The sequence below is a fragment of the Lentzea cavernae genome, from assembly GCF_014653695.1.
Lineage (GTDB): Bacteria > Actinomycetota > Actinomycetes > Mycobacteriales > Pseudonocardiaceae > Lentzea > Lentzea cavernae.
This window is the reverse complement of sequence record NZ_BNAR01000015.1, coordinates 1-24,605: the sequence shown is the minus strand read 5'-3', so window position 1 is coordinate 24,605 and position 24,605 is coordinate 1. Positions and strand designations below refer to the sequence as shown.

The following is a 24,605-nucleotide window of genomic DNA, read 5'->3' as shown; positions in this document are numbered from 1 at the left end:
TCTCGCTAGGTAAGACGAGTCGTCCGGGTCGCCAAGGCGCCCGCCACAACGCCCCAGGCCACGAGCACTGCGACGGGGCCCACACCCGGAGCCGTGCCGTGCACCACAGAAGTCTCCAGGGCCTGCGCGAGAGCGGCCGACGGCAGCAGGTGCACGAACCCGACCGGCACCGACAGCGCCACACCGCCGACCATCAGCAGCACGAACCAGATGATGTTCGCCAGCGCCAGCACGATCTCGGCGCGGAGAGCGCCACCCAGCAGCACACCCAGGGCACCGAACGTCAGCGTGCCCAGGATGATCAGCAACACGACCCAGGGCAGACCGCTCAACGGGAAGCGCCAGCCCAGGATCAACGCCGTGACCGCCAGCAGCACGATCTGGAGCGCCACCACGACCAGCGCGCCGCACACCCGTCCGGCCACGAGCAGCCACCGGGGCAGCGCCGAGGCGGAAAGCCGCTTCAACACGCCGTAGCGCCGGTCGAACCCGAGAGCGATGGCCTGTCCGGTGAACGCCGACGAGATGATCGCCAGCGCGAAGATCCGCGCGGTCGCCGACCCCACGCGGGGTTCGGGCATCGGGATCACCGACATCACCGACAGGGCAACGAGCAGCGCCAGCGGGATGATCACGGTGAGCAGGATCTGCTCGCCGTTGCGCAACGTCAGCATCGCCTCGGTGCGCGCGTGCACGAAGAGCATGCGCGGCAACGAACCGCGGCCGGGCGCGGGCTTGAACGTGCCGGGAGCGAAGGTGGTCACGAGCGCAGCTCCCTGCCGGTCAGCTCCAGGAAAACGTCTTCGAGGCTGCGCTTGGCGACCGTCAGCTCCTCGGCCAGCACACCCTGCTGGGCGCACCACGACGTGACGGTGGAGACGACCTGCGGGTCGATCAGCCCCTCCACGACGTAGCCGCCCCTCGTCGCCTCGCGCACCTTCAGCCCCTCGGGCAGTGCGGCGGACAGCAACGACGTGTCGAGACCCGGCCGGGCGCGGAACCGCAGCTGCTGGTCGTCGGCGCGGTTCGCGGTCAGCTCGGCGGGCGAGCCCTGCGCGACCACGCGGCCCTCGTCGATGATCACGACGTCGTCGGCCAGCGCCTCGGCCTCGTCCATGAGGTGCGTCGTCAGCAGCACGGCCACGCCGTCTTCGCGCAGAGCGCCCACGAGGTCCCACACCAGACGGCGCGCCTGCGGGTCCATGCCCGCGGTCGGTTCGTCCAGGAACACGAGCTCGGGCCTGCCGATCAACGCGCACGCGAGCGACAACCGCTGCTGCTGGCCGCCGGAGAGCCTCTTGTACGGGGTGCGCACCGCGCCGCCGAGCCCGAGGACCTCGATCAGCCACTTCGGATCGAGCGGGTTCGCGGCGCACGCCGCGACGAGGTTCAGCATCTCCTCGGCGCGGATGCCGGGATAACCGCCACCGCCCTGCGGCATCACGCCGATGCGGGGCCGCAGCGCCTCGGAACCGGCCTCCAGTCCGAGCACGCGCACGGAACCGGCGTCGGCGCTGCGGAAGCCCTCGCAGATCTCGACGGTCGTCGTCTTGCCCGCGCCGTTGGGCCCGAGCAGGGCGAGAACGGTGCCGGGCTGCTGAACGAGATCGAGGCCGTCGACGGCGGTCTTCGAGCCGTACCTCTTGACCAGCCCCGACACTTCCACCGCAGGCTGGGGATTCGGGCTCACGAGCACGCAGCCTAGGCGAACCGGGCGATCCGCACGCAGTTGGGTCATTCGGCCCATTCCTGAAGCACAGCTGAAAAAGGTGGGGCTAGCCCTACCCCGGCGACTCAGGGACACCTCAGGGTCCCCTCGGGGGAGTTCCCCATTGGTTGATCACCTCGTTCACAAGAGACTTTTCCCGTGGTCGAAGCGGGGGCGAAAAGACGAGGTCTGGTGGTCGGGGGACTGGTGTTCTCACTGGTCCCGATTCTCTACCTGCATGTGGTGTCGGCAGGTCAGCTCAACCCGGTCTCGGACGTCATCAGCGACTACGTGTTCGTCGACAACGGCACGGGCTGGCTGGCGGCGACGTCTCTTAGCCTCGCGGCCGTTTCGGCGTTGCTCGCCGTCAACCTGCGGGGTGTAGGCAGGTCAGCGCAGTGGCTGATCGGAATCTGGTCGGCAGGTCTGACCGTGGCCACGATCTTCCCGACCGACCCGACGGGAGAGCCGACCTCGATGTCGGGTTACGTCCACCGGTACGCGGGCGCGGTCATGTTCGTGGCGTTGCCCGCCGCCGGAGTGCTCATCGCCCGTCAATTTCCGGCCCTGCTCGGTATCGCAACAACGGCGACCATCTCGAGCGCGGCGTTTCTCGTCAGTCACGTTTCCTTCGGCGGTTTCGAAGCTCGCGGACTTACGGAACGCGTTTTGTTCGCATCTCTTTACGTTCTCCTTTTCGCCATCGCGGCACTACAGGTGAGGCGCACGTCATGACCCTGCTCGCCATCACGCTCGCCGTGCTCGGCGCCGTGTGCTTCGCGCTCGCCGCCCGCCTGCAGCACGACGCGGTCGCCGCGACCGGTGCCCGCGCCAGCGTCCTGAGGCAGCCCCGCTGGCTCGGCGGGCTCGCGCTGCTCGTCGCCGGTGCCGGAGTGCACGCGGCCGCGCTGGGCATGGCGCCGCTGACCGTCGTGCAGCCGATCGGCGTGCTCGCGATCGGCATGACCGCGTTGATGGACCGCCGCTTCCGCGAACTGCCGGCGATCCTGCTCACGACCGTGGGCGTCGGTGTGTTCGTGTTCTTCGCCTCGGGCAGTGCGACCGCGACGAAGGTCGTGCCGGACGTCGAACTCACGGCCGGACTCGTCACTCTCGGCCTCATTGCGGTGCCGGGCGTCATCGCGGCCCTTACGTCCAACGCACGCATCCGCGCCGTGGCGTTCGCATCAGCCGGTGGCGTCGCCTACGGGTACGTGTCGGTGCTGATGCGCGCCGTCTCGCAGTCGGTGCAGCAAGGCGGTTTCGGCCTCTCGCACCTCGCGTCCGTGCTCGGCATCGCGCTCTCGCTCGCTGTCGGCGGCTGGCTCGTCCAGCACGCCTACGCCGGCGGGCCCCCTCATCTCGCCGTCGCCTGCCTGACCGTGGTGGACCCGTTGGTCGCCGTTGGCCTCGGCGCCTTCCTGCTCGGCGAAGCAGCCCATTTGTCCCCTGTGACCGGTGTCGCGCTGTTCGTCTGCTCTCTCGCCGCAGTTTGCGGCGTGTTCGCACTTGCTCGTCAACCTCGTGAAAACATCCGAACGGAGCTTCCCGTGAACACCTCCAGCGCGCTTCGCGTCGTCATCGCCGCCGACACGTTCCCGCCGGACGTCAACGGTGCCGCGCGCTTCGCGCAGCGCCTGGCGGTCGGTCTCGCCGAGAAGGGCCACGACGTCCACGTCATCGCCCCCGACTCGCCCAGAGCGACGGAGATCCCCGGTGTGACGGTCCACCGGCTGCGGTCGCACCGGCTGCCGTTCTACCCGGACTTCCGCTTCTGCCTGCCGTGGCAGGCCTCCCGCGAGGCCGACGCGCTCGTCAAGTCGCTCAAGCCGGACGTGGTGCACGTGCAGGCGCACTTCGTGGTGGGCCGGTTCGTCCTGAACTCCGCTGTGGCGCAAGGCATCCCGACGCTGGCCACGAACCACTTCATGCCGGAGAACCTGTTCAGCCACGCCCACGTGCCGGCGTTCCTGCAGGGCCTCTCGCGCAAGTGGGCCTACCGCGACCTCGCCCGCGTCTTCGGCCGCGCCGACGTGGTCACGGCACCGACCCCGCGCGCCGTGCAGTTGTTGCACGACAGCGGTTTCCCGGCGACCGCGGTGCCCGTGTCGTGCGGCATCGACATCGCCCGCTACCAGCGTTCGGTGACGCACAACGACCGCCCGACCGCGCTGTTCGTCGGCCGCCTGGACGAGGAGAAGCGCGTCGACGAGTTCCTGCGCGCCCTGGCCCGCGTGCCCGGCGCGTTCGGCGAGATCGTCGGCGACGGCACGTGCAAGGCGGAGTGGGAGCTGCTGGCCCGCGACCTGGGCATCACCGACCGGGTCCGCTTCCACGGCTTCGTCTCCGAGGACGACCTGCTCGACGCCTACGCCCGTTGCGACCTGTTCGTCATGCCCGGCGTCGCCGAACTGCAGAGCCTCGCCACCATGGAGGCCATGGCCGCCGGGAAGCCGGTGATCGCGGCGAACGCCATGGCGCTGCCGCACCTGGTGAAGCCCGGCCGCAACGGCTGGCTGTTCGAGCCCGGTGACGTGAACCAGCTGGCGCAGCGCCTGCACACGCTCGTGCACGACGAGCCGATGCGGGCCCGGATGGGCGCCGCGAGCAGCGAGATCATCTCGCACCACGCGCTGGCCACGACGCTGGACCGGTTCGAGGCGCTGTACGCGCGGGCGATGGGGCAGACGGTGCCGGTCATCGCGCTGGCGGCCTGATCGAGGGGTCAGCCCGGTCGCGTCACGCGGCCGGGCTGACGTGCGGGACGGTCACCGCTCGTCGGACGGGAAGTCCGCGGACGCGCTCACGGCGGCCCACTTCTCGGTCTCGGCGGTGCGCGAGGCCTCCGCCGCCAGCACCGTCTCCACGGCGGCGGCGCCCAGCACCAACCGGCGCGGCGGTGAGTCCGAGCCGACCACGTCGAGGATCACCCGAGCCGCACGGCCGGGGTCGCCCGGCTGCCTGCCGTCGGTCTCGTCGCGGAACCGGTTGATCGCCCCTACGGTCTCCTCGTAGTCCGCGCCGACCTCGTGGCGGACCATCGACGAACCCTGCCAGTCCGTGCGGAACGCCCCCGGCTCGACGATCACGACCCGCACGCCGAACGGCGCCACCTCGTTCGCCAGCACCTCGGAGAAGCCCTCCACCGCGAACTTCGCGGTCTGGTAGGCGCCCATGCCCGGCGTGCCGCCCGCGCGGCCGCCGACGGACGAGAACTGCACGAAGGTCCCGGATCGCTGCTGGCGCAACACCGGCAGCGCCGCGCGGGTCACGTTCACGACGCCGAACAGGTTCGCCTCGACCTGGGCGCGGAAGTCCGCCTCGGACATCTCCTCGATGGGCGCGCTGTTGGCGTAGCCGGCGTTGTTGACGACCACGTCCAGCGAGCCGAACGCCTCCACGGTCTGCTTGACGGCCTGGCGGGCCGCCTCCGGGTCGGTCACGTCCAGCGCGACCGCGCGCACCCGGTCCCCGTACCGCTCGACCAGGTCTTCGAGCTGCTCAGGCCGCCGTGCGGTCGCCACGACGCGGTCGCCCGCCTCCGCCGCGGCCTCGGCGAGCTTGCGCCCGAACCCCCTCGACGCTCCGGTGATGAGCCACGTCCTCGACATCGTCCGCTCCTTAAGTGTCACTTTCTATGACACTTATGACGCGGAACCCGGCCCGGAAATGCCCGGTGCGGACATGGCCCTCGTCACACGGCCCCGACGCCGTGCAGGAACGTCTCCACCACGAGGGCCGCGGCCGGACCGGGCCGCAGCGCGGGCATCTCCTGCGCGACCGTGTGCAGCTGGGTCTGCAACGTCCGCAGCGACCACCCGGCCGGCAGCCCGGCCGCGATCACCCCCGACTCCTCGGCGCGGTCCAGGAAACCGGCCATCCGCGCGTCCAGCTCCTCGCGCCGCTCCCGGACGGCCGGGTCGGTCACCGCGCGGATGTCGACGGGCCAGTCGCGGCTCAGGCGGATGCCGCCCTCGGCGAACGCCAGCAGCGCGTCGCGCACCGGCCGGTCGCCGGTGAGGGTCGCGTCGATCAACGCCTCCAGCTCGTCCAGCCGGGCGCGGTAGACCGCCAGCAGCAGCTCCTCGCGCGAGTCGAAGCGGCGGTAGACGGTCCGCTTGTCCACGCCCGCGGCGGCGGCGACGTCGGAGATCCGCGCGAGGGGGTCGGTGGAGAACACACGGGCGGCCGCGTGCAGCACCGCCTGGATGTTGCGGGTCGCGTCGGCCCTCATGTGAGCTTGGCCTCGATCCTCTGCGCCACAGCCAGTCCGGCCTGCGACAGCGTGAGTTCCGCCGGGTGCTCGCCGTCGCCGTGCACCAGGAACCGGTACAGCGAGGCGTGCCCCTCCAGCCGTTCGCGCAACGTCGCCGCGACGTCGCAGCCGGGCGGGTAGATCGCCGGGATCGCCTCGTCGACGAGCTGCTCGCGCAGCCGGCGGCGCTCGATGCGCGGCACGTACCAGGGCGTGATCAGCAGCAACGTCAGTCCGAACGCCAGCGCCGTGCCGATCACCGCCTGCCAGCCCCACCCGCGCGGCCCGGCGACCAGCAGCACGTCGGCGACCGCGAGGTACCCGATGCCGTAGACCACGGCCCATCCCGCGGTCGCGGCGGCGGGCGGTTCGGCGCGTTCCGTGCCCCACACGCCCTCGACCCGGCGCCACCGCTGCAGCGACTTGCCGCCGCTCAGCGCCATGTGGACGCCGAACGCTCCACAGAGGACGGACACGGGAATCACCAGCCACGGCTTGGTGTGCAGCTCGAACCGCCACACCGACCACACCATCGCCGCCACCACCAGCGTCACGGCCACCTGCTTCCAGCGGCGCTCGACGATCCGCCACGGCCGGAAGTCGGCCAGCACCGCGAGCGGCGTGCGGATCGGGGAGGGCAGCGAACCGAGGACGAGCAACGCCGCCACGACGAACGCGACCCCGGCCACCGTGATCGTGCCGGTCGTGAGCACCGAACGGTCGTCGGGCAGCCGGTCGACGGCTATGGCCACCAACGGGATCACGGGCGACAGCAGCACCAGGCCGTGCAGCATCGTGCCGCTTCTCAGCGCCGCGTAACCGAAAGCGCCGAGCAGGCTGGCCGCGCCGAGCGCCGCGCCCGGACCGGCGGCCCAGGTCGGAAGCATGCCGAACAACGCCATCACGACCAGCGCGCCGCCGACCGCCAGCCCCAGCAGCCCCAGGAACTGCGCGAGCTGACCGCCGCGGGTCAGACCGGTGATCGTCCAGTAGGGGAGCAGGGCGGCGCCGCGCACGACCCGCGTCACGGGCCTCACCGCGGCGAGCCCGGACCGTTCGGAGTCGGCGACCGTGACGGCGACGGCCGCGGCGGTCGCGGCCGTGCGGATCATCTGGTCCGACGCCGCCTCCTGGGTGAGGGGCTCGCGGCCGATGCCCGCGCGGTCGAAGGCGTTCAGCGCGCTCATGCCCAGCGAGACCGTGTGCTCCTGCGGGTTCTCCAGGCGCCGCAACAGGTCCGCGTGCTCCTCCAGGAACAGCTCACCCCGCGAGCGCTTGTCCGCGCCGTCGCCGCGGTCGGCGATGATCGCCGCCCGCAGCCGGGGGAGCTCCTCGCAGATGATCCGCCAGTGCAGGCCCCACGCGGCCAGCTCGGCGAGCTTCATCGACGACGGCGACAGCTCGTTCTCGGTCTCGTAGATGCCGGCGAGCTCCTTGCGCGCCTCCTCGGCGCACGCCGCCACCTGGACCGGCAGCTCCAGCCCGAACATGCTCTTCAGAACGTCGTCGACCACGGCCTGCGCGCGCTCGTCGGCCGTGCGCTCGTCGCCTTCCGGGCGGCCCAGCAGGTCCATGCGCCGCAACCGGCGGGGGTCGAACAGGACGCGGCACAGCATGGTGGCGCCGTCCAGGCGGCCCCAGATCCAGTCGTTGACCCGCCACGACCGCTTGAGGAACCCGGAGAACCGCGACAGCGAGGCGCCGCCCGCCTTGTCGTCGGCCGTGATCGACTGCCGCGCGAACGCGTTGCGCGTCTGCAGCGACACCTGCACCAGCTCGACCGGCGTGTCCAGCCCCGTCGAGGAGTCGTCGGACAGGCACGTGCCGGCGATCTCCAGCGCCAGCATGCGGCTCAGCCACCGCTCGGCGTCACCGAGACCGGCCTCCGCCGGCGTGGCGGGGGCACCCAGCAGGGCGTTCCAGCAGACGAGCCCGCCGAGCTTCATCCGGTGCCCGTCGAGCGACGTGATCACCCGCTGGGCCTCGCCGACGATCCGGCCGATCTCGGCGACCTGCGCCCGGACCTCCAGGCCGAGGTGCCCGTCGATCATGTGCTCGTGGTAGCTCCCGAGCCTGCCGGTCCAGTAGGTCTCGCCGAGGGAGTCGGACGGCTTCCAGTCGAACAGCTCCTCCCGCAGCTTCCGGAGCTCCGCGCGGACCTGGTGGAGTTCGCGGCGGGCGACGGCGATCTCAGCGGCCTTGCCGTCGGGCGCCACCCACACCAGCCGCTTGAGCAGGTCGAGCGCCGACGCCCCGAGGCGTTCGGCCATCGTGATGCCCCACTCCCAGCCCACGTCCCCGCGGCACACGACACCCGGCAGCCTCACCCCCGGCACGTAGGGGAGGACGCCGTGCAGCTCCTTCCACTTGCGCTGGGCGGTCTCCGCGGCCCGGCGCGCCCGTTCGAACGACCAGTTCGCCGGGTTCCCCCTGGGCAGCGCGAACTGCTGCGCGGTCACCTGCCGGGCGGCGAGCCGGATCTCGACGTCCTCGTAGTGGCCGAAGAGCTTGTCCGCCAACGAGTACACCTCGCCGACGACGTCGTCGCCCGCCTTGTGCAGCCGCTCCAGCAACGCCATCCGGCCGCCCCTGCTGCTCGCGGCCCGCCGGTTGTGCTCCTCGATCTTCTCGACGTAGGTCCTGCCGGCCTGGCTGGACATCGCTCCCAGCAGCTTGCCGCCGGACCCGACCGTCGTCAGCCCCTTGCCGACCACGTCCGCCACCGGCTCGGAGCCCAGCGGCTCGGCGTGCGGGAAGACCAGCAGCATCACGCGCCGCACCGGCCCGTCCGCGGGCATCCGGTCGATGGCCTCCAGCGCCTCCTTCGTCGGCGTGTTCACGAGAACACCGCCGTCGACCGCGAACCGGCTGCGGTCGCCGCTGCCGGCCCAGCTCGCGACGTCGGCCATGTCCGGGCGGTCCGGCGTGGCCTGGCCGCCGACGGGGATGAAGCTCGGCTCGAACGCGAACGGGAAGCTGGCACTGCTGCGGGCGGCCAGCGCGAGTTGCAGCACGCGGTAGTTCAGCGACTCCGCCGTGAAGTCGTCGCGCGTGTCCCCGGACACCCAGTCGTAGGGGTCGCGGCGGAACGAGAACGAGCCCTGGTGCACCGACTGCGTGAGCGGCTGCCCCAGGTCGTCGTAGCTGGTGGCCGGGACGCCGCCGAGCAGCGTGGTGGTGATCCGCAGGTCGATCGGGCGCTCGTTGCGCTCGGTCGGCTCGAAGTCGGTGGTGAGGCGGGCCAGCGCCTCCTGCAGCCGGGGCAGGAAGAACTCGTCGCCCTTGAGCAGCGACGCGGGCGAGCCGCGGAACGGCGTCCGCAGCAGCTGTTCCATCCGGCCCTGCTCGGCCCACAGGTCCCGCAGCCGCGTCAGGTCGGCCTGCTTGTTGACCTGCGACAACGCCAGCGCGGCCCCGTTGATGCCACCGGCCGACGTGCCCGCGATGACGTCCGCCCGCGCCGTGCAGCCGACCAGGTCGAGCAGCGGCTGGTACACCGATCCCGGCCTGGTCAGCCGGTCGAGCTCCAGCACGACGCCGCCCATCCAGACGGCCAGGCTCACGCCCCCGTTGAGCACGACGGCGAACCGGACCTCTTCCCGCGACATGGGTTCTTCGGACATGCCACGTCACCCCCTCCGGCGACGATCTTCCTATGCCCGTTACTCGTCCGCCGGAGGTTCCGGGTTACGGCTGTCAGACGTGTCCGCCACCGGCGGGGTCGGACTTGAGGAACGGCCCGACCCGCTTGCGCGCGATCAGCACGCAGACAGCGAACGTGATCACCGCGCCCGCGACGGCCTGCGGCACGGTGTAGGCGCGCCCGTCGAACGCGGACCCGGTCGGCGGCAGGATGATCGCGATGATCGCCGAGGTGACCATGGCGAACATCCGGAACTTCGGCCCGACCACCGCCGTGGCCAGCGGGAGCGCGGCCCACAGCACGTACCAGGGCTGCAGCACCGGCCCGAGCACCAGGATCGCGCCCAGCGCCGCGCCGAGGCCGTTCATCGCCTTGATCCGGCCCTTGAAGCTGCGCCACAGCAGCACGACCGTGATCACCACGGACACGGCCTGCCCGAGCAGGCGGGTCAGCGAGATCATGGCCTCGGTGTGGTTGCCCAGGCCGAGCAGGATGCCCGTGCCGGCGCCGAGGAAGCCCAGCGCCGTCGGCGGCGACATCCACGACTTCACGGTCGACGCGACGTTCAGCGTCTCGACCCAGCCGAACCCGAACCCGGTGCCGAGGCAGATCACCACCACCCCGACGGCGGCGATGACCGCCATGATCCCGGCCACCAGCGCGAGGTGCTTGAGCTGACCGCCGAGCTTGCGCGCCACCAGCACACCGAGGAAGCCCAGAGCGGCCATCGCGGGGATCTTCACCATCGCGCCGCAGACTATGACCCCGGACCCCAAGGCGATCCACGACCACTTCAACGGTTCCAGCCCGCGCATCGCGAGCTCCAGGCCGACGAGCATGAGGCCGAGCGCCAGGCCGTCGTTGTGCACGCCGATGACGATGTGGAACAGCACCAGCGGGTTGAGCGCGCCGAGCCACAACGCGCCGACCGGCGGCACCCCGAACCGGGCCGCGAGCCGGGGCAGCGCCCACACGATCATGCCCAGGCCGACCAGCACCAGCAGCCGGTGCACGAACACGCCGGACACCACGTGGTCGCCCGTCAGCATCGCGGTCAACCGGCCGAACGCGAGGAACAGCGGCCCGTACGGCGCCGGCGTCTCGCGCCAGATGTTCGGCACACCGCGCGTCAGCACGTGGTCGACGCCCAGCGCCGTCGCCGGGCCCAGCTCGTACGGGTCCTGCCCGCGCGCCGCGATCTCGCTCTGCGCCAGGTAGGAGTAGACGTCGCGGGAGAACATCGGCACGCAGAAGACCAGCGGAACGGTCCACATGAGCAGCGTGCGGTCCATCTGACCGCGCGAGATGAGCCTCGGCCTGCCGGGCTTGACGAACCGGCCCAGCGCCAGCCAGGCCGACACGATCATGAAGATGCCGGTCCAGACGACGCCCATCGCGACGCTCGGCATGCGGGAGAAGAGGCCCAGCACGGGCACGCCGTAGAGCGGTGAGTAGATGGGTGCCGCGCCGCCGCCCAGAGAGCCCACGGTCAGGAGCAACGCGCCGATGGTTCCCCAGCGGCGCACGATGTCCAGCTGGCGACGCTCCCGGCCGTTCAGGAGGTCGCTCTCCGGAGTCACGACTCCGCCGTTGGTGGGCATGTCAGGAGAGTATCGAGCCCTGTTCAGCCGTGAGTCAGGTCACCCTGTGACCGCGATCTTTGCGACCTCCGCCGAAATACGCAACACTGGTGTTGTGAAAAACGCCGAGACCCACCTTGACGCCGTGCACCAGCACGACGGCAAGACTCGGCGCGCCGTTGCCAGGCTCCTGCTGGAGCAGGGCCCGGTCACCGCGGCAGCTGTCGCGGAGGAGCTGGGCATCAGTCCCACGGCCGTGCGTCGTCACATAGACGCGCTGCTCACGGACGGCGAGGCGATCACGAGGGACGCACCGCGGCAGACCCAACGTGGTCGTGGCCGTCCCGCGAAGCTCTTCCTGCTGACGGATGCCGGACGCGCCCGGTTCGGCCACGCCTACGACGACCTCGCGGTCGCCGCGATCAGGTTCCTCGCCCAAACGGGTGGGGAAGAGGCTGTGCGCGCTTTTGCGCAAAGTCGTGTCGACGCACTGGTGGACCGGCATCGGTCGGCGATCGTGGCCCAGGTCACGCCCGCCGAACGGGCGAAGGCCCTCGCAGCCGCGTTGACCAGGGAGGGTTACGCTTCATCGGCGCGAAACGTCGGGGTGGGTGAGCAGTTGTGCCAGCACCACTGCCCGGTCGCCCACGTTGCCGCCGAGTTCCCCCAGCTGTGCGAGACCGAGACGGAGACGTTCGCGAACCTCCTCGGTACCCACGTGCAGCGCCTCGCGACGATCGCCCGCGGCCACGCCGTGTGCACGACGCACATCCCGAACGTTCAGCCCGGCTCTGCCGGAAAGCTCATCCCAGATGATGGAGGGGAGCCCGCATGACTGCCGCTGCCGAGCAGCGCACGCCCACCACGGTGCAGTCTCCGCTCACGCAGGAAGAGACGATTGCGTCTCTGGGCAACTACGAGTTCGGCTGGGCCGACTCCGACGTTGCCGGCGCGAGCGCCCGCCGAGGAATCAACGAGGACGTCGTCCGCGACATCTCGGCGAAGAAGGACGAGCCCGAGTGGATGCTCGAGTACCGGTTGAAGGCGCTGAAGCTCTTCGACCTCAAGCCGATGCCGAGCTGGGGCGCTGACCTCTCTGGGATCGACTTCGACTCGATCAAGTACTTCGTGCGTTCGACCGAGAAGCAGGCCACCTCCTGGGAGGACCTGCCCGAGGACATCAAGAACACCTACGACCGCCTGGGCATCCCGGAGGCCGAGAAGCAGCGCCTCGTCGCCGGTGTCGCCGCCCAGTACGAGTCCGAGGTCGTCTACCACCAGATCCGCGAGGACCTGGAGGAGAAGGGTGTCCTGTTCCTGGACACCGACACGGCGCTCAAGGAGCAGCCGGAGCTCTTCAAGGAGTACTTCGGCTCGGTCATCCCCGCGGGTGACAACAAGTTCTCCGCGCTGAACGCCGCGACGTGGTCCGGTGGGTCGTTCATCTACGTCCCCAAGGGCGTGCACGTGGACATCCCGCTGCAGGCCTACTTCCGGATCAACACCGAGAACATGGGCCAGTTCGAGCGCACGCTGATCATCGTCGACGAGGGTGCCTACGTGCACTACGTCGAGGGCTGCACGGCGCCGATCTACTCCTCGGACTCGCTGCACTCGGCCGTGGTCGAGATCATCGTGAAGAAGGGCGGCCGCTGCCGCTACACGACGATCCAGAACTGGTCGAACAACGTCTACAACCTGGTCACCAAGCGCGCCAAGGCCGAAGAGGGCGCGACCATGGAGTGGGTCGACGGCAACATCGGCTCCAAGGTGACCATGAAGTACCCGGCCGTCTTCCTGATGGGCGAGCACGCCAAGGGCGAGGTCCTCTCGATCGCGTTCGCGGGCGAGGGCCAGCACCAGGACGCCGGCGCCAAGATGGTCCACATGGCACCGCACACCTCTTCGACGATCATCTCGAAGTCGGTCGCGCGGGGCGGTGGCCGCACGTCCTACCGCGGCCTGGTCCAGGTCAACAAGCGGGCGCACCACTCGAAGTCCACAGTGAAGTGCGACGCGCTGCTGGTCGACACCATCAGCCGTTCGGACACCTACCCGTACGTCGACGTCCGCGAGGACGATGTCGCGATGGGCCACGAGGCCACGGTCTCGAAGGTCTCCGAGGACCAGCTGTTCTACCTGATGTCGCGCGGCCTCAACGAGGACGAGGCCATGGCGATGATCGTGCGCGGGTTCGTCGAGCCCATCGCGCGCGAGCTCCCCATGGAGTACGCCCTCGAGCTGAACCGCCTGATCGAACTGCAGATGGAAGGGGCCGTCGGCTGACATGGCCGCCCTGTCGACTCAACCTCACTCCCACGGTGCCGTCGTCCCGGTGACCTCTCGCGCGGAGCACTTCACGTCCTACGACGTGGACGCGTTCGAGGTCCCGGGCGGCCGTGAGGAGATCTGGCGCTTCACGCCTCTCAAGCGTCTCGCCGGTCTGCACTCCGGCGCTGCGGCAACGGGTTCCGCTGCCGTCGAGGTGAACGCCGCCTCCGGTGTCACCGTCGAGACGGTCGGTCGTGACGACGACCGCCTCGGCAAGGCCGGAGTCCCCGGTGACCGCGTCGCGGCGCAGGCGTACTCGTCCTTCGAGAACGCCACGATCGTGACGCTGCCCGGCGACGCCAAGTCCGAGCCGACCACCGTCACGGTGACCGGCGCGGGCGTCGGTGCCGTCGCCTACGGCCACATCCAGGTCAAGGCCTCGCAGTTCGCCGAGGGCACCGTGATCCTGGACTTCCGCGGCTCCGGCGCGTACGCGGACAACGTCGAGTTCCTCGTCGCGGACGGCGCTCACCTCACGGTGATCACCATCCACGACTGGGCCGACGACGCCGTGCACGTCTCGCAGCACCACGTGAAGCTCGGTCGCGACGCGACCATCAAGCACACCGTGGTCACGCTCGGCGGCGACGTCGTGCGCGTGACGCCGGTCGTGCAGTACGCGGGCCGCGGCGGAGACGCCGAGCTGTTCGGCCTGTACTTCGCGGACGCGGGCCAGCACCAGGAGCACCGGCCGTTCATCGACCACGCGCAGGCGAACTGCCGCAGCAACGTCGTCTACAAGGGCGCGCTGCAGGGCGAGGGCGCGCACGCCGTGTGGATCGGTGACGTGCTCATCCGTGTCGCCGCCGAGGGCACCGAGACGTTCGAGCTGAACCGGAACCTGATCCTGACCGACGGCGCCCGCGCCGACTCGGTGCCGAACCTGGAGATCGAGACCGGCGAGATCGAGGGTGCGGGCCACGCCAGCGCCACCGGCCGGTTCGACGACGAGCAGCTCTTCTACCTGCAGGCGCGCGGCATCCCGGAGGAGCAGGCACGGCGTCTCGTCGTGCGCGGCTTCTTCCAGGAGCTGATCGCGAAGATCGCCGTCCCCGAGGTGCGCGAGCGCCTCGAGGCCGCCATCGAGGCAGAGCTCGAGGCGGTCGGCGCGTGATCAAGGTGTGTGCACTGTCCTCACTGGACGACCGCAAGCCGTTCGCCGCCGACGTCGAGGGAACCGATGTCGTTCTGGTGCGCGACGGCGAGCGGGTGCACGCGCTCGCGGATCTGTGCTCGCACGCCGCGGTGTCGCTGAGCGAGGGCGAGGTCTCCCGCAAGGGGATCGAGTGCTGGTTGCACGGGTCGTGCTTCGACCTGGAGACCGGCGCGCCCTCGTCGCCGCCCGCAAGCGAACCGGTCGACGTCTACGCCGTCGACATCCGTGACGGCGACGTCTTCGTCGACGTCACCGTCACCACGAACTGACTTCTAGCTACACCACCAGGAGAACGGCAAGTCATGGCCACCCTTGAGATCAAGGACCTGCACGTCTCGGTCGTCAGCGAGGATGCTCCCAAGGAGATCCTCAAGGGCGTCGACCTGACGATCAAGGCCGGCGAGACGCACGCCATCATGGGCCCCAACGGCTCCGGCAAGTCCACGCTGTCCTACGCGATCGCCGGGCACCCGAAGTACACGATCACCTCGGGCACCGTCACGCTCGACGGTGAGGACGTCCTCGAGATGTCCGTCGACGAGCGCGCCCGCGCGGGCCTCTTCCTCGCCATGCAGTACCCGGTCGAGGTCCCCGGCGTCTCGATGTCGAACTTCCTGCGCACCGCCGCCACCGCCGTCCGCGGCGAGGCCCCGGCCCTTCGCCACTGGGTGAAGGAGGTCAAGGGTGCGATGTCCGAGCTCGACATCGACCCGGCGTTCGCCGAGCGTTCGGTGAACGAGGGCTTCTCCGGCGGTGAGAAGAAGCGCCACGAGATCCTGCAGCTGGGCCTGCTCCAGCCGAAGGTCGCGATCCTCGACGAGACCGACTCGGGTCTCGACGTCGACGCCCTGCGCGTCGTGTCCGAGGGCGTCAACCGCTACAAGGCCTCCGGTGAGGTCGGCGTCATGCTGATCACGCACTACACCCGGATCCTCAAGTACATCCAGCCGGACTTCGTGCACGTCTTCGCGAACGGCCGGATCGTCGAGTCCGGTGGCCGCGAGCTGGCCGACGTGCTCGAGTCCGAGGGTTACGTGAAGTACACCGGCAAGACGGAAGCCGCCGCACTTTCCTAGCGTTAAAGGTGTTGAGAGGAGGCGCTGTGACCACCACCGCAGCACCACTGGACGTAACCGCCCTCAGGGCGGACTTCCCCATCCTGTCTCGCACCGTTCGTGACGGGAAGCGCCTGGTCTACCTGGACTCCGGCGCCACCTCGCAACGCCCGACGCAGGTTCTGGACGCTGAGAAAGCGTTCTTGCAGCAGCACAACGCCGCTGTGCACCGCGGCGCCCACCAGCTGGCTGAAGAGGCGACCGACGCGTACGAAGGTGCGCGTCAGCGCATCGCGGACTTCGTCGGCGCCGACTTCGGCGAGCTGGTGTTCACCAAGAACGCCACCGAGGGCTTCAACCTCGTGGCGTACGCGATGGGCAACGCCGCGACCTCGGGTCCCGAGGCCGCGCGCTTCGTCGTGGGTCCCGGCGACGAGATCGTCGTGACCGAGATGGAGCACCACGCGAACCTCGTTCCGTGGCAGCAGCTCGCCGCTAGGACCGGTGCGACGCTGAAGTGGTTCAAGCTGACCCCCGACGGCAGGCTCGACCTGTCCGATGTGGACAGCGTGATCACCCCGCGCGCCAAGGTCGTCGCGTTCACGCACCAGTCGAACGTCACCGGCGTGATCAACCCGGTCGACGTGCTCGTCGCGGCGGCGCAGAAGGTCGGCGCGCTGACGGTGCTGGACGCGTGCCAGTCCGTTCCGCACAGCCCGGTGAACTTCCGGAAGCTGGGCGTGGACTTCGCGTCGTTCTCCGGCCACAAGATGCTCGGCCCGTCCGGCATCGGTGTCCTTTATGGACGTCGTGAGCTGCTGGAGGCGTTGCCCCCCTTCATCACCGGCGGCTCGATGATCGAGCTGGTGAAGATGGAGGGCTCGACGTTCGCCCCGCCGCCGCAGCGCTTCGAGGCCGGTTCGCCGATGACGTCCCAGGCCGTCGGCCTGGGTGCCGCGGTGGACTACCTGAGCGTCGTCGGCATGGAGCGGATCAACGCCCACGAGCACGCGCTGACCGTTGCCGCCCTCGAGGGTCTGTCGTCCGTCAAGGGCGTCCGGCTGATCGGCCCGTCCGACGCCGTGAACCGCGGCGGCGCCGTGCCGTTCGAGATCGAGGGCGTCCACCCGCACGACGCCGGCCAGGTGCTCGACAGCCTGGGCATCGCCGTGCGCGTCGGCCACCACTGCGCGTGGCCGCTGCACCGCTGCCTGAACGCCCAGTCGTCGGTGCGCGCGACGTTCTACCTGTACAACACGCTGGACGAGGTCGATGCTCTGGTCGACGGCGTCCGCGAAGCGCAGAAGTTCTTCGGGGTGGCCTGAGATGCAGCTCCAGCAGATGTACCAGGAGATCATCCTGGACCACTACAAGAACCCGCACGGCCGAGGCCTGCGCGACCCGTTCGACGCGGAGTCGTTCCAGGTCAACCCGACCTGCGGCGACGAGGTGACGCTGCGGGTCAAGCTCGACGGCGAGATCGTCTCCGACGTCTCCTACGACGGCCAGGGCTGCTCGATCAGCCAGGCGTCGACGTCGGTGCTGACGGACCTCGTCGTGGGCAAGCCCGTGGGCGAGGCGTTCAAGAAGATGGACGCGTTCGTCGAGCTGATGCAGAGCCGCGGCCAGATCGAGCCCGACGAGGACGTCCTCGAAGACGGCATCGCCTTCGCCGGCGTCTCGAAGTACCCGGCGCGCGTGAAGTGCGCGCTGCTGGGCTGGATGGCCTTCAAAGACGCAGTAGCACGAAGCCAGGGAGCAGCATGAGCACCGAGGAAGTGGTCCGGGGAGCCGAAGGCATGCCGGTCTTCGAGCCCAAGGCTGACGTCGCCGCGTTGGACGACGTGGAAGAAGCGATGCGCGACGTCGTGGACCCGGAACTGGGCATCAACGTGGTCGACCTCGGCCTCGTCTACGACATCCACGTCGACGAGAAGAACGTCGCCACCATCGACATGACGCTCACGTCGGCGGCCTGCCCGCTGACCGACGTCATCGAGGACCAGACCCGCGCCGCCCTCACCGGCGGCGGTCTCGTGTCGGACTTCCGCATCAACTGGGTGTGGATGCCGCCGTGGGGCCCGGAGAAGATCACCGACGACGGCCGCGAGCAGCTGCGGGCGTTGGGCTTCACCGTCTGACCTGTTCGTCCACGACGGCGCGCGCCCTGCGGGGTGCGCGCCGTTCGTCGTTCAGGGTCGGAGGACGGTCTGCGGCAGGCGTGCACCTCGCGCCGGGCGGTGCCGCTCACCGAGCGCAGGCCCCGTACCCGTCATGAACACCATCGAAACAGAAATCCACGATCTGGAACACCGCGAGAAGCTCCGTTAAATGCGTTGCACCCCGGTGCGCCGGTCCCATAACTTGATCCCATCACGAACAACAGAGATCAACCGGAGGAAGACATGCTTGCCAACGCACAGCTCGCGGGATGGCGAATTCTCGCCCTCATCGCCGGCGGTCTGCTGGCGGTGGCGTGGGGCTCCACGCCATGACCTGATCCCCAGGTCATGACCTCGGAGCCGCCCACGACGACGTGGGCGGTTTTCTTTTTGCCTACCGGTGAGCTTTGGAAGCGGAACGGATTCCAAACCCGTTTCCCGAGGGTTCGACTCCTTCCACCGGTGCTGCTCGAAAACAATGCGGTCGTGGTGAACTCGGCGGACACGTCGGTCTTCCAAACCGAAGCAGAGGGTTCGATGCCCTCCGACCGCTCGGCACACAAGTGGATCTAGCCCAATAGGCAGAGGCACATGGTCGAGGGCCATGACAGTCGGGGTTCGACTCCCCGGATCCGCACGCCCCGGTAGCCCAACGGAAGAGGCAACGCGCTCAGAACGCGTCCAGTGCAGGTTCGAATCCTGCCCGCGGCACTGCACAACTGAATCGGGGGACGCGCCGGCGCGCAGGTGATCCTTGCAAGATCGCCCCGGAGGGTTCGACACCCTCGTCTTCCACTCACGTCCCGTAGCTCAGTCCGGTGAGAGCGTCCGTCTGATACGCGGTAGGTCCCAGGTTCAAGTCCTGGCGGGACGACCAAACGTTCGCACACGAACCAGTAAACTCCAAGCCCACGACCGACGGGAGTGGGTGGAGTGGCGCGTCTGCACGTCGGCTGCGCGATGTGGAACCACAAGGCGTGGCCAGGACGGTTCCTGCCGCAGCCATTGCCCCCGAAGGAACGCCTGCGGGCGTATGCGGGCTGGTGCAACGCGGTCGAGGGCAACACGACCTTCTACGCGACCCCTGCCCGGACCACCGTGCAGACCTGGGCGCAGCAGACCGATCCGGACTTCCGGTTCGTGGTGAAGCTGCCGAAGGTCGTCACGCACGAGCGCCGGTTCGCCGGGGTCGAGGCGGAGATGCGGGCGTTCCTGGACGCGATCGAGCCCCTCGGCGAGCGGGCCGTCCTGTGGACCCAGTTGCCCGCGTCGTTCGGTCCGAACGACGTTGACGCCCTCGGCCGGTTCCTGCGCAGGCTGCCCGCCGACCGCCGGCGCCTGGTGGAGGTGCGCCACCTCGACTTCTTCACCGACACGCGTGCGGAGTCGCTGCTCGAGGAGACGCTCGGCGACGCGTCCGCCGAGTGGGTGCCGTTCGACACCGAAGTCCTGTTCCAGAGCCCGCCGACCAGCGAGGGCGAAGCGGAGGCGTGGGCCAAGAAGCCGAGGATGCCGCGGCGGACGCGCGCGCTGACCGACCGGCCGGTCGTCCGCTACCTGGGCCGGGACTCCGTCGAGGAGACCGTGCGGGGGTGGGGGCCGTGGACCGAGGTGGTCGCGGGCTGGCTTCACGAGGGCCTCTCGCCGACGTTCTTCGTGCACACGCCCAACAACGACGACGCGCCCGCGCTGGCCCGCCGCTTCCACGACGACGTGCGCGCGTTGGTTCCCGCGCTCGATCCGCTGCCCGAGCCGGAACCGGTCGAGCCCGCCACCCTGTTCTGAGCCGTACAAAGGGATCGTGGACCACACCAGCAGAGCACTGTCCGCGGCGGGCGCCCTCTTCTTCGACGAAGCGGGGCGCCTTCTGCTCGTCGAGCCCACCTACAAGCCGGACTGGGAGATTCCGGGCGGTGCGATCGAACGCGGGGAGACGCCGAGCGAGGCCTGCCGCCGGGAGATCGAGGAAGAACTGGGCCTGGCCAGGGAACCCGGTCGACTGCTCGTGGCCGACTGGGCTCCGCGCGACGGCGAGGATCGCGTGCTGTTCGTGTTCGAGGGCGGCCTGATCACCGCGGCGGACGAGATCCGGTTGCAGGCGGAGGAACTGCGGTCCTACGAGTTCGTGCCGCCGCCGCTGGCCGGCGAACGCCTGATCCCCAGACTCGCGCGCAGGGTCGCGGAAGCGTTGCGCGCGCGGGAATCAGGCGAGACCCGCTACCTGGAACACGGCGTCAGCAGGCGCTAGGCGCAGACCCGTTCGAGGCTCAGACCGGAGCCGTCTGCGCCACCAGGAACCCCACCACGTCGTCCAGCCGGCCGCGGCGCGCGAACGCCCTGCGCTGCCGCACCGCCCCGGTGCCGTCGAGCAGCAACCGGTCGATCGCCGTGGTCACCATCTCGTGGTCGCCGGCGAACTCGAGCGCCGGCCGGATCCACCGCAGCAACGACGCGACGATCGACGATGCGGGTGTGGGCGCGCCCGTCACCGGGTCGATGCCGAAGCCCTCCAGGCCGTCGCGCGCGGCCCGCCACATCGCCACCTTCAGCAGGTGTGGCGGGACCTTGAGCGGCGCCGTGCCGGAACTCAGCGCGGTGGCGGCGATCCCGCGCACCAGAGCGGCCATCAGCACGGCCTCCTCGACCGTCGGCGCCACGTCGGAGACGCGCAGCTCCAGCGTGGGGTGACGGGCGGAGAGCCGGACGTCCCAGTACAGCATCCCGGCGTCCATCGCCGCGCCGCTCGCGACGATCTCCTCCCGTGCCGCGTAGTACTCGGCCGCGGAGTCGAAGTGCGGCGGCGCACCCGAAGTGGGCCAACGGTTCCAGACCACGTACCGCCAGCTCGCGTACCCCGTGTCGCCGTCGAGCCAGTACGGCGAGTTCGCGCCCAGCGCCAGCAACGTCGGCAGCCACGGGCGCATGTGGTTGCTCACGAAGATCTTCGACTCGTCGTCGGGCAGGCCCACGTGCACGTGGCAGCCGCAGATCGCGAGGTCGTTGGTGAGCGCGCCCATCTCCTGCGCCATCCGGTGGTAGCGCGGGGAGTTCGTCAGCGGCGTCGGCATCGTGAGGCCCAGCACGGGCGTCCCGGTCGCGGCCAGCCTCGCGTCGTGACCCGCGGCCCGTTCGATCAACGCCCTGCGCGCCACGGCCAGTTGCTCGCGCAGCACGGCCATGTCCGTGCAGATGCCGCTGGCCGATTCCACCTGGTATTGCGCGATTTCCGGCTGCAGGTCGACCTCGTACCGGTCGGCGCCGGCGAGAACTTCGTTGGCACGGTTGGCCAAATGGCCTGTGGAGGCTTCTACGAGAACGAATTCCTCTTCCACGCCAACAGTCAGGAGGCCGTCCATGCTTCTGCGTTGCGCGGGTACCGCTTGAGTTCTGCTGCCGACCTGCACGCCGAACCTCCTGTGCACTGAGTAGCACTCTCGATGCTATGAGTGATCAGTGCGCCGCACAGGAGGCGTTTGGTTGTACTTCTCAACTCACCGCACGTTGCGCGACACCACGCAGCACGTCGCGTCGTTCGGTGCCCGGCCTGCCCATGACCCAGCTGGATCCGGCGAGCGACTTCGCGTGCTCCTTCACTGGTGCCAGCAACCGCGACACCTCGCGATACGACCCCACTGATCCTGGAGCACAGATAAGGGTCGCAAGAGAGACGGTGATGTGTCGTCCCTCTGCCGTGTACGGCTTGTCGAGCAGACGAGCACTCAGCGGCACCGTCTCGTCGAGGCCCGCGAGGAGGAGGAAGTCGTCACCGCCCACGTGCCCGACGTGAACGCCCGGGAACGCGTGCGCGAGGTCCGCCAGGTCGTGCCCGATCTCGCGGATCAGATCGTCTCCCGCCGCGAACCCGACGGAGTCGTTGACCAGCTTGAAGCCGTCGACGTCCAGCCACGAGATCGCGAAGATCTCACCGGCCTCGATGCGCCGGTCCACCTCCTTCGCGACCGCGTCACTGCCGGGCAGCCGCGTGAGAGGGCTCAGCGCGGCCGCCTGCTCCACCTTGAGCTCGGCGACACCGCGCACAACGTCCGCCACGCGCACGACGCCCATGCACCGCTCGTTGTGGTCCACGACGATGAGGTCGTCGTTGGTGCGCTCACGGTTCGCACCCGCCACCACGTCCAGCAGGTCCAGCGCCGACGACTCGGTGCCGATGACGTGAGGCTTGTCCGCGAGCCGTGCGGCCTCTCTCTTGGCGTGCAACGCGTGCCCGTACGGCCCGGTGACGGCGAGCAGGAACCGGTTGCGGTCCACCGACCACTTCGGGCGGCCCTCGTCGTCCAGCAGCACGACACCCGTCACCGACGGCTGCGACGCCAGGACCTCACGTACCTCTTCGCTGGTCGCGTGCTCGGGCAACGTCGTCGCGGGGTGCAGGAAGGCCGTGATCCGCGGGCCGGTGTTGCTGCGGCGGATCTCCCCGGTCTCCGTGACCGCCTCGGGCGCGATGCGGGCGTTCACCGCCGGTCTTCGCTGCGGGGGAGCGAGGAAGCGGCCCTGCGCGTACCCCACCCCCAGCTTGCGCAGGTACGCGAGCTCCGCCTCGGTCTCCACGCCCTCGGCCACGACCTGGCCGCCCGTGTACTCGCCGAGGTGCACCAGCGACTTCACCAGCGCACCCCGCGCGGCGTCGTCGGGCAGCGTGCGGACGATCTCGCGGTCGAGCTTGATGTAGTCCGGTGACGCGCTGGTCAGCAGGCCGAGCGGCACGTCGCCCTCGCCCACGCAGTCGAGCGCGATGCGGAAGCCGTTGTTCCGCAGCGTCTGCAGGCCACGAGCGAGGCGCGCGCGATTGGCCCGTGAGTACGGTTCGCCGATCTCGACGACGACGCTGTCCGGCGAACGGCCCGCGTCCCTCAGCGCGCCGTAGATCGGGCTCATGACCTCGGGCTTGTCCGCGATCGTGATCGCGAGCAGGTTCACGTGCAACGGCAGCATCAGGTCGAAGTCGGCCGCGGAGCGGATGGCGCGGCAGGCCAGTCCGACGTCGGCGTTGGCCAGCAGGCCCGCCCGGAAGGCGGCCTGGAGCAGATCCTGCACGCTGCCGTCGTGCGGCCGGGCCAGAGCCTCGATCGCGACGACGCCCCCGGTGTTCAGGTTGAACAGCGGCTGGAAGGCGAACCTGACGTCATCCAGCAATGCGGGCACGCCTCCGATCGTGCCGGTGCGAACGACGACCACCAAGCGGGTTCACCAGCTGTTCACGGTGTTGGCGACCATTTGCCACACCCGCGCTGCGTTCGGTGACACGGCGTTCACGCTGGGAGTTCGTCAGAAGAAGAGTTTCCACCTGAGGTGGGCTGGAGCGGTCAGGAACAGGGTGTTCATGGCCTTGACGTTGCCCGTCAGGTCCTCGCGCCCGGAGAGGTAGGCGCGCTGCAGTTCGGGCGGGAGCCGGAAGAACACCTCGAAGAAGTCCTTCGTCTCCTCGGCGTTGAAGCGGAGCAGGACCTCCAGGCCGTGCTTGCGCATCGCGTGCACGATCCGCGCCTTGGGAGACCAGATGACGTGCTTCGGGTCCTTGCCCGCTTTCACGGCCGCGGCCACCCGCGGTGCAAGCTGGAGCGCGGTGGCGACGCTGTAGCCCGTCGCGGGGTGGATGAACCCGGCCGCCGCGCCGAACGCTCCTCCTGCCCTGGGTGCGTCGAGGGGGAAGCGCACGCGTTCTTCTTCGTCGCTCGGCTCGAGCCGAGCGTGCAGACGTTCTCTCAGTTCGTTGAGCGGCATGCCCGGCCTGCGCGCCAGACAGGTCTCCTCGACCAGAAGGCGGTTATCGCCCAGAGGGACTGTGTAGAGGAACGTCTCGCCGTCGCCGCGCCAGTCCATCAACGTGGTCTCGGTGCTGTCCGACTCGATGATCGTGCCTACAGCCGTTTGCTCGGCACGGCCCTTGCGCGCACCCGTGGCGTTGAACGTGTGCCGTGCCGGCTCTGGCCGTTGGAGGACAGTGACCTCTTCCGGCAGTTCGTGCAGACGCGCGTTGTCGAGAACCACGTAGGTGCGGTCGATCTTGTGCTCCTCGCGCACGTACGCGCGAACAGTCGTGCTCGTCGTCTTCACTGGGGTGTCGGGTGGGAGCTCGTCGGCCCACGCGCCGTACGTCGCTGGCCACGGGCGTTCCGGGTGACGGTCGACGATCGCCGTGTTGAGCCCTTCCCGTGCACAGGCCCGTGCGAGCGCACGGCCCGCAGGACCTCCACCGATCACCATCACGTCGAACGTCATGACGTCCATGATTGACCGTGTGGCCGAAACTCACCGTCAGCGCCTCCGCGAGAGGGACGTAGGTCACGTCAAGCCATTTTGAACGAGGTTTCCGCACCTGTTGTGGCGCCGGTACACGCCACTTATGTACGCGAAGAGCCCGTGACTAGGCCTTTCTCCGCCGCACGGGTCGGGGACGCCGTCTCGGCGTTCGAGGCGGAGGCAGACCGCCACGTGGTCTTCGCGGTGACGAACACGCAGGTCAGCGGCGGTTTCGACGCTTGAGGGACCCCCCGATTTGGAGATCGAAAGTGCCCCGTGTAATGTTCTCCAAGTCAGAGCGACACGGGCCGGAAAACAAGCCGGAACGGGCCTGACACAAAAGCCGGAAGTTGAAAGCCTCTCAGAGGCCGATTTGACACCGGCTCGCAGGACCAAATAAGCTTCAAACACAGCCCCGGAAGTAAGTCAGCGAAAAGCTGATGTGACTGCGGTG

The 24,605-nt window shown here is 69.4% G+C and carries 22 protein-coding genes and 4 tRNA genes; 17 read left to right on the top strand and 9 right to left on the bottom strand.

Annotated features, from left to right (window positions below; genetic code table 11):
* Positions 1–5 precede the first annotated feature (5 nt).
* Positions 6–764, bottom strand: a complete 759-nt coding sequence (locus IE307_RS35805) for an ABC transporter permease (RefSeq protein ID WP_229905408.1) — start codon at positions 762–764, stop codon at positions 6–8.
* Positions 761–1,666: an ABC transporter ATP-binding protein gene (locus tag IE307_RS35800; protein WP_229905436.1), complete on the bottom strand. Its 906-nt coding sequence runs from the start codon at positions 1,664–1,666 to the stop codon at positions 761–763. The genes IE307_RS35805 and IE307_RS35800 overlap by 4 nt, the downstream gene beginning before the upstream one ends.
* A gap of 201 nt (positions 1,667–1,867) precedes the next feature.
* On the opposite strand from IE307_RS35800, the gene IE307_RS35795 reads away from it, so the two are divergent.
* The gene (locus IE307_RS35795; RefSeq protein WP_191303859.1) at positions 1,868–2,443 is read left to right on the top strand and encodes a DUF998 domain-containing protein; all 576 of its coding nucleotides are present in this window, start codon (positions 1,868–1,870) and stop codon (positions 2,441–2,443) included.
* On the top strand, positions 2,440–4,425 hold the full coding sequence (locus IE307_RS35790) for a glycosyltransferase (RefSeq protein ID WP_191303858.1): 1,986 nt from the start codon (positions 2,440–2,442) through the stop codon (positions 4,423–4,425). The genes IE307_RS35795 and IE307_RS35790 overlap by 4 nt, the downstream gene beginning before the upstream one ends.
* A gap of 51 nt (positions 4,426–4,476) precedes the next feature.
* On the opposite strand, the gene IE307_RS35785 is transcribed toward IE307_RS35790, so the two are convergent.
* The 4 genes from IE307_RS35785 to mptB form a co-directional block, all read right to left on the bottom strand.
* Positions 4,477–5,319: an oxidoreductase gene (locus IE307_RS35785; RefSeq protein WP_191303857.1), complete on the bottom strand. Its 843-nt coding sequence runs from the start codon at positions 5,317–5,319 to the stop codon at positions 4,477–4,479.
* 83 nt (positions 5,320–5,402) lie between these two features.
* The gene (locus IE307_RS35780; RefSeq protein ID WP_191303856.1) at positions 5,403–5,942 is read right to left on the bottom strand and encodes a TetR/AcrR family transcriptional regulator; all 540 of its coding nucleotides are present in this window, start codon (positions 5,940–5,942) and stop codon (positions 5,403–5,405) included.
* A complete protein-coding gene (locus tag IE307_RS35775) occupies positions 5,939–9,586 on the bottom strand; it encodes a patatin-like protein (protein WP_191303855.1) in 3,648 nt (1,215 codons plus the stop codon). Before IE307_RS35775 ends, IE307_RS35780 begins: the two co-directional genes overlap by 4 nt.
* A 73-nt stretch (positions 9,587–9,659) precedes the next feature.
* The gene (gene mptB / locus IE307_RS35770) at positions 9,660–11,207 is read right to left on the bottom strand and encodes a polyprenol phosphomannose-dependent alpha 1,6 mannosyltransferase MptB (protein ID WP_191303854.1); all 1,548 of its coding nucleotides are present in this window, start codon (positions 11,205–11,207) and stop codon (positions 9,660–9,662) included.
* Between the two features lie 94 nt (positions 11,208–11,301).
* On the opposite strand from mptB, the gene IE307_RS35765 reads away from it, so the two are divergent.
* The 14 genes from IE307_RS35765 (at position 11,302) to IE307_RS35700 (ending at position 20,138) form a co-directional block, all read left to right on the top strand.
* Positions 11,302–12,021: a helix-turn-helix transcriptional regulator gene (locus IE307_RS35765; RefSeq protein ID WP_229905407.1), complete on the top strand. Its 720-nt coding sequence runs from the start codon at positions 11,302–11,304 to the stop codon at positions 12,019–12,021.
* On the top strand, positions 12,018–13,472 hold the full coding sequence (gene sufB, locus IE307_RS35760) for a Fe-S cluster assembly protein SufB (protein WP_191303852.1): 1,455 nt from the start codon (positions 12,018–12,020) through the stop codon (positions 13,470–13,472). The genes IE307_RS35765 and sufB overlap by 4 nt, the downstream gene beginning before the upstream one ends.
* 1 nt (position 13,473) lies before the next feature.
* Positions 13,474–14,631, top strand: a complete 1,158-nt coding sequence (gene sufD / locus IE307_RS35755; protein ID WP_191303851.1) for a Fe-S cluster assembly protein SufD — start codon at positions 13,474–13,476, stop codon at positions 14,629–14,631.
* Positions 14,628–14,942 carry a non-heme iron oxygenase ferredoxin subunit gene (locus IE307_RS35750; protein ID WP_191303850.1) on the top strand — a complete coding sequence of 105 codons (315 nt, stop codon included), beginning with the start codon at positions 14,628–14,630 and terminating at the stop codon, positions 14,940–14,942. Before sufD ends, IE307_RS35750 begins: the two co-directional genes overlap by 4 nt.
* A 33-nt stretch (positions 14,943–14,975) precedes the next feature.
* The gene (gene sufC, locus IE307_RS35745) at positions 14,976–15,749 is read left to right on the top strand and encodes a Fe-S cluster assembly ATPase SufC (protein WP_191303849.1); all 774 of its coding nucleotides are present in this window, start codon (positions 14,976–14,978) and stop codon (positions 15,747–15,749) included.
* Between the two features lie 26 nt (positions 15,750–15,775).
* Positions 15,776–17,053 carry a cysteine desulfurase gene (locus IE307_RS35740; RefSeq protein WP_191303848.1) on the top strand — a complete coding sequence of 426 codons (1,278 nt, stop codon included), beginning with the start codon at positions 15,776–15,778 and terminating at the stop codon, positions 17,051–17,053.
* 1 nt (position 17,054) lies between these two features.
* The gene (sufU, locus tag IE307_RS35735) at positions 17,055–17,495 is read left to right on the top strand and encodes a Fe-S cluster assembly sulfur transfer protein SufU (protein WP_191303847.1); all 441 of its coding nucleotides are present in this window, start codon (positions 17,055–17,057) and stop codon (positions 17,493–17,495) included.
* The gene (locus tag IE307_RS35730; RefSeq protein WP_191303846.1) at positions 17,492–17,869 is read left to right on the top strand and encodes a metal-sulfur cluster assembly factor; all 378 of its coding nucleotides are present in this window, start codon (positions 17,492–17,494) and stop codon (positions 17,867–17,869) included. Before sufU ends, IE307_RS35730 begins: the two co-directional genes overlap by 4 nt.
* 417 nt (positions 17,870–18,286) lie before the next feature.
* Positions 18,287–18,355 (top strand) — tRNA-Trp (locus IE307_RS35725).
* 15 nt (positions 18,356–18,370) lie between these two features.
* Positions 18,371–18,443, top strand: a tRNA-Gly gene (locus tag IE307_RS35720).
* Positions 18,444–18,528: 85 nt separating this feature from the next.
* A tRNA-Leu gene (locus tag IE307_RS35715) sits at positions 18,529–18,601 on the top strand.
* An 88-nt stretch (positions 18,602–18,689) separates the two neighbouring features.
* Positions 18,690–18,767: transfer RNA gene (locus IE307_RS35710), tRNA-Ile, on the top strand.
* 56 nt (positions 18,768–18,823) lie between these two features.
* Positions 18,824–19,675, top strand: coding sequence for a DUF72 domain-containing protein (locus IE307_RS35705; protein ID WP_505744288.1), 852 nt, complete (start codon positions 18,824–18,826; stop codon positions 19,673–19,675).
* Between the two features lie 16 nt (positions 19,676–19,691).
* The gene (locus tag IE307_RS35700) at positions 19,692–20,138 is read left to right on the top strand and encodes an NUDIX domain-containing protein (protein WP_229905406.1); all 447 of its coding nucleotides are present in this window, start codon (positions 19,692–19,694) and stop codon (positions 20,136–20,138) included.
* Between the two features lie 19 nt (positions 20,139–20,157).
* Here the strand turns inward: IE307_RS35700 and IE307_RS35695 are convergent, their stop codons facing one another.
* The 3 genes from IE307_RS35695 to IE307_RS35685 all read right to left on the bottom strand — a co-directional run bounded on the left by IE307_RS35695 (position 20,158) and on the right by IE307_RS35685 (position 24,130).
* Entirely contained in the window at positions 20,158–21,222 is a 1,065-nt protein-coding gene (locus IE307_RS35695; protein ID WP_229905405.1) for a carboxylate-amine ligase, read from the bottom strand.
* A 154-nt stretch (positions 21,223–21,376) separates the two neighbouring features.
* Positions 21,377–23,053, bottom strand: a complete 1,677-nt coding sequence (locus IE307_RS35690) for a GGDEF domain-containing protein (protein ID WP_191303844.1) — start codon at positions 23,051–23,053, stop codon at positions 21,377–21,379.
* A gap of 123 nt (positions 23,054–23,176) precedes the next feature.
* Positions 23,177–24,130 carry a lycopene cyclase family protein gene (locus IE307_RS35685; protein WP_191303843.1) on the bottom strand — a complete coding sequence of 318 codons (954 nt, stop codon included), beginning with the start codon at positions 24,128–24,130 and terminating at the stop codon, positions 23,177–23,179.
* Positions 24,131–24,271: 141 nt separating this feature from the next.
* Between IE307_RS35685 and IE307_RS47355 the strand changes: the two genes are divergently transcribed.
* Positions 24,272–24,394 (top strand): hypothetical protein, encoded by a 123-nt coding sequence (locus IE307_RS47355; RefSeq protein WP_268250447.1) that lies wholly within the window; start codon positions 24,272–24,274, stop codon positions 24,392–24,394.
* Positions 24,395–24,605: the final 211 nt, after the last annotated feature.

Excerpts from the sequence above, each read along its gene's own strand:
- sufC (WP_191303849.1), top strand. The coding sequence starts at position 14,976 with ATGGCCACCCTTGAGATCAAGGACCTGCACGTCTCGGTCGTCAGCGAG.
- mptB (WP_191303854.1), bottom strand. The coding sequence starts at position 11,207 with ATGCCCACCAACGGCGGAGTCGTGACTCCGGAGAGCGACCTCCTGAAC.
- sufD (WP_191303851.1), top strand. The coding sequence starts at position 13,474 with ATGGCCGCCCTGTCGACTCAACCTCACTCCCACGGTGCCGTCGTCCCG.
- IE307_RS35785 (WP_191303857.1), bottom strand. The coding sequence starts at position 5,319 with ATGTCGAGGACGTGGCTCATCACCGGAGCGTCGAGGGGGTTCGGGCGC.
- IE307_RS35685 (WP_191303843.1), bottom strand. The coding sequence starts at position 24,130 with ATGACGTTCGACGTGATGGTGATCGGTGGAGGTCCTGCGGGCCGTGCG.
- IE307_RS35790 (WP_191303858.1), top strand. The coding sequence starts at position 2,440 with ATGACCCTGCTCGCCATCACGCTCGCCGTGCTCGGCGCCGTGTGCTTC.
- sufU (WP_191303847.1), top strand. The coding sequence starts at position 17,055 with ATGCAGCTCCAGCAGATGTACCAGGAGATCATCCTGGACCACTACAAG.
- IE307_RS35780 (WP_191303856.1), bottom strand. The coding sequence starts at position 5,942 with ATGAGGGCCGACGCGACCCGCAACATCCAGGCGGTGCTGCACGCGGCC.
- sufB (WP_191303852.1), top strand. The coding sequence starts at position 12,018 with ATGACTGCCGCTGCCGAGCAGCGCACGCCCACCACGGTGCAGTCTCCG.
- IE307_RS35775 (WP_191303855.1), bottom strand. The coding sequence starts at position 9,586 with ATGTCCGAAGAACCCATGTCGCGGGAAGAGGTCCGGTTCGCCGTCGTG.
- IE307_RS35730 (WP_191303846.1), top strand. The coding sequence starts at position 17,492 with ATGAGCACCGAGGAAGTGGTCCGGGGAGCCGAAGGCATGCCGGTCTTC.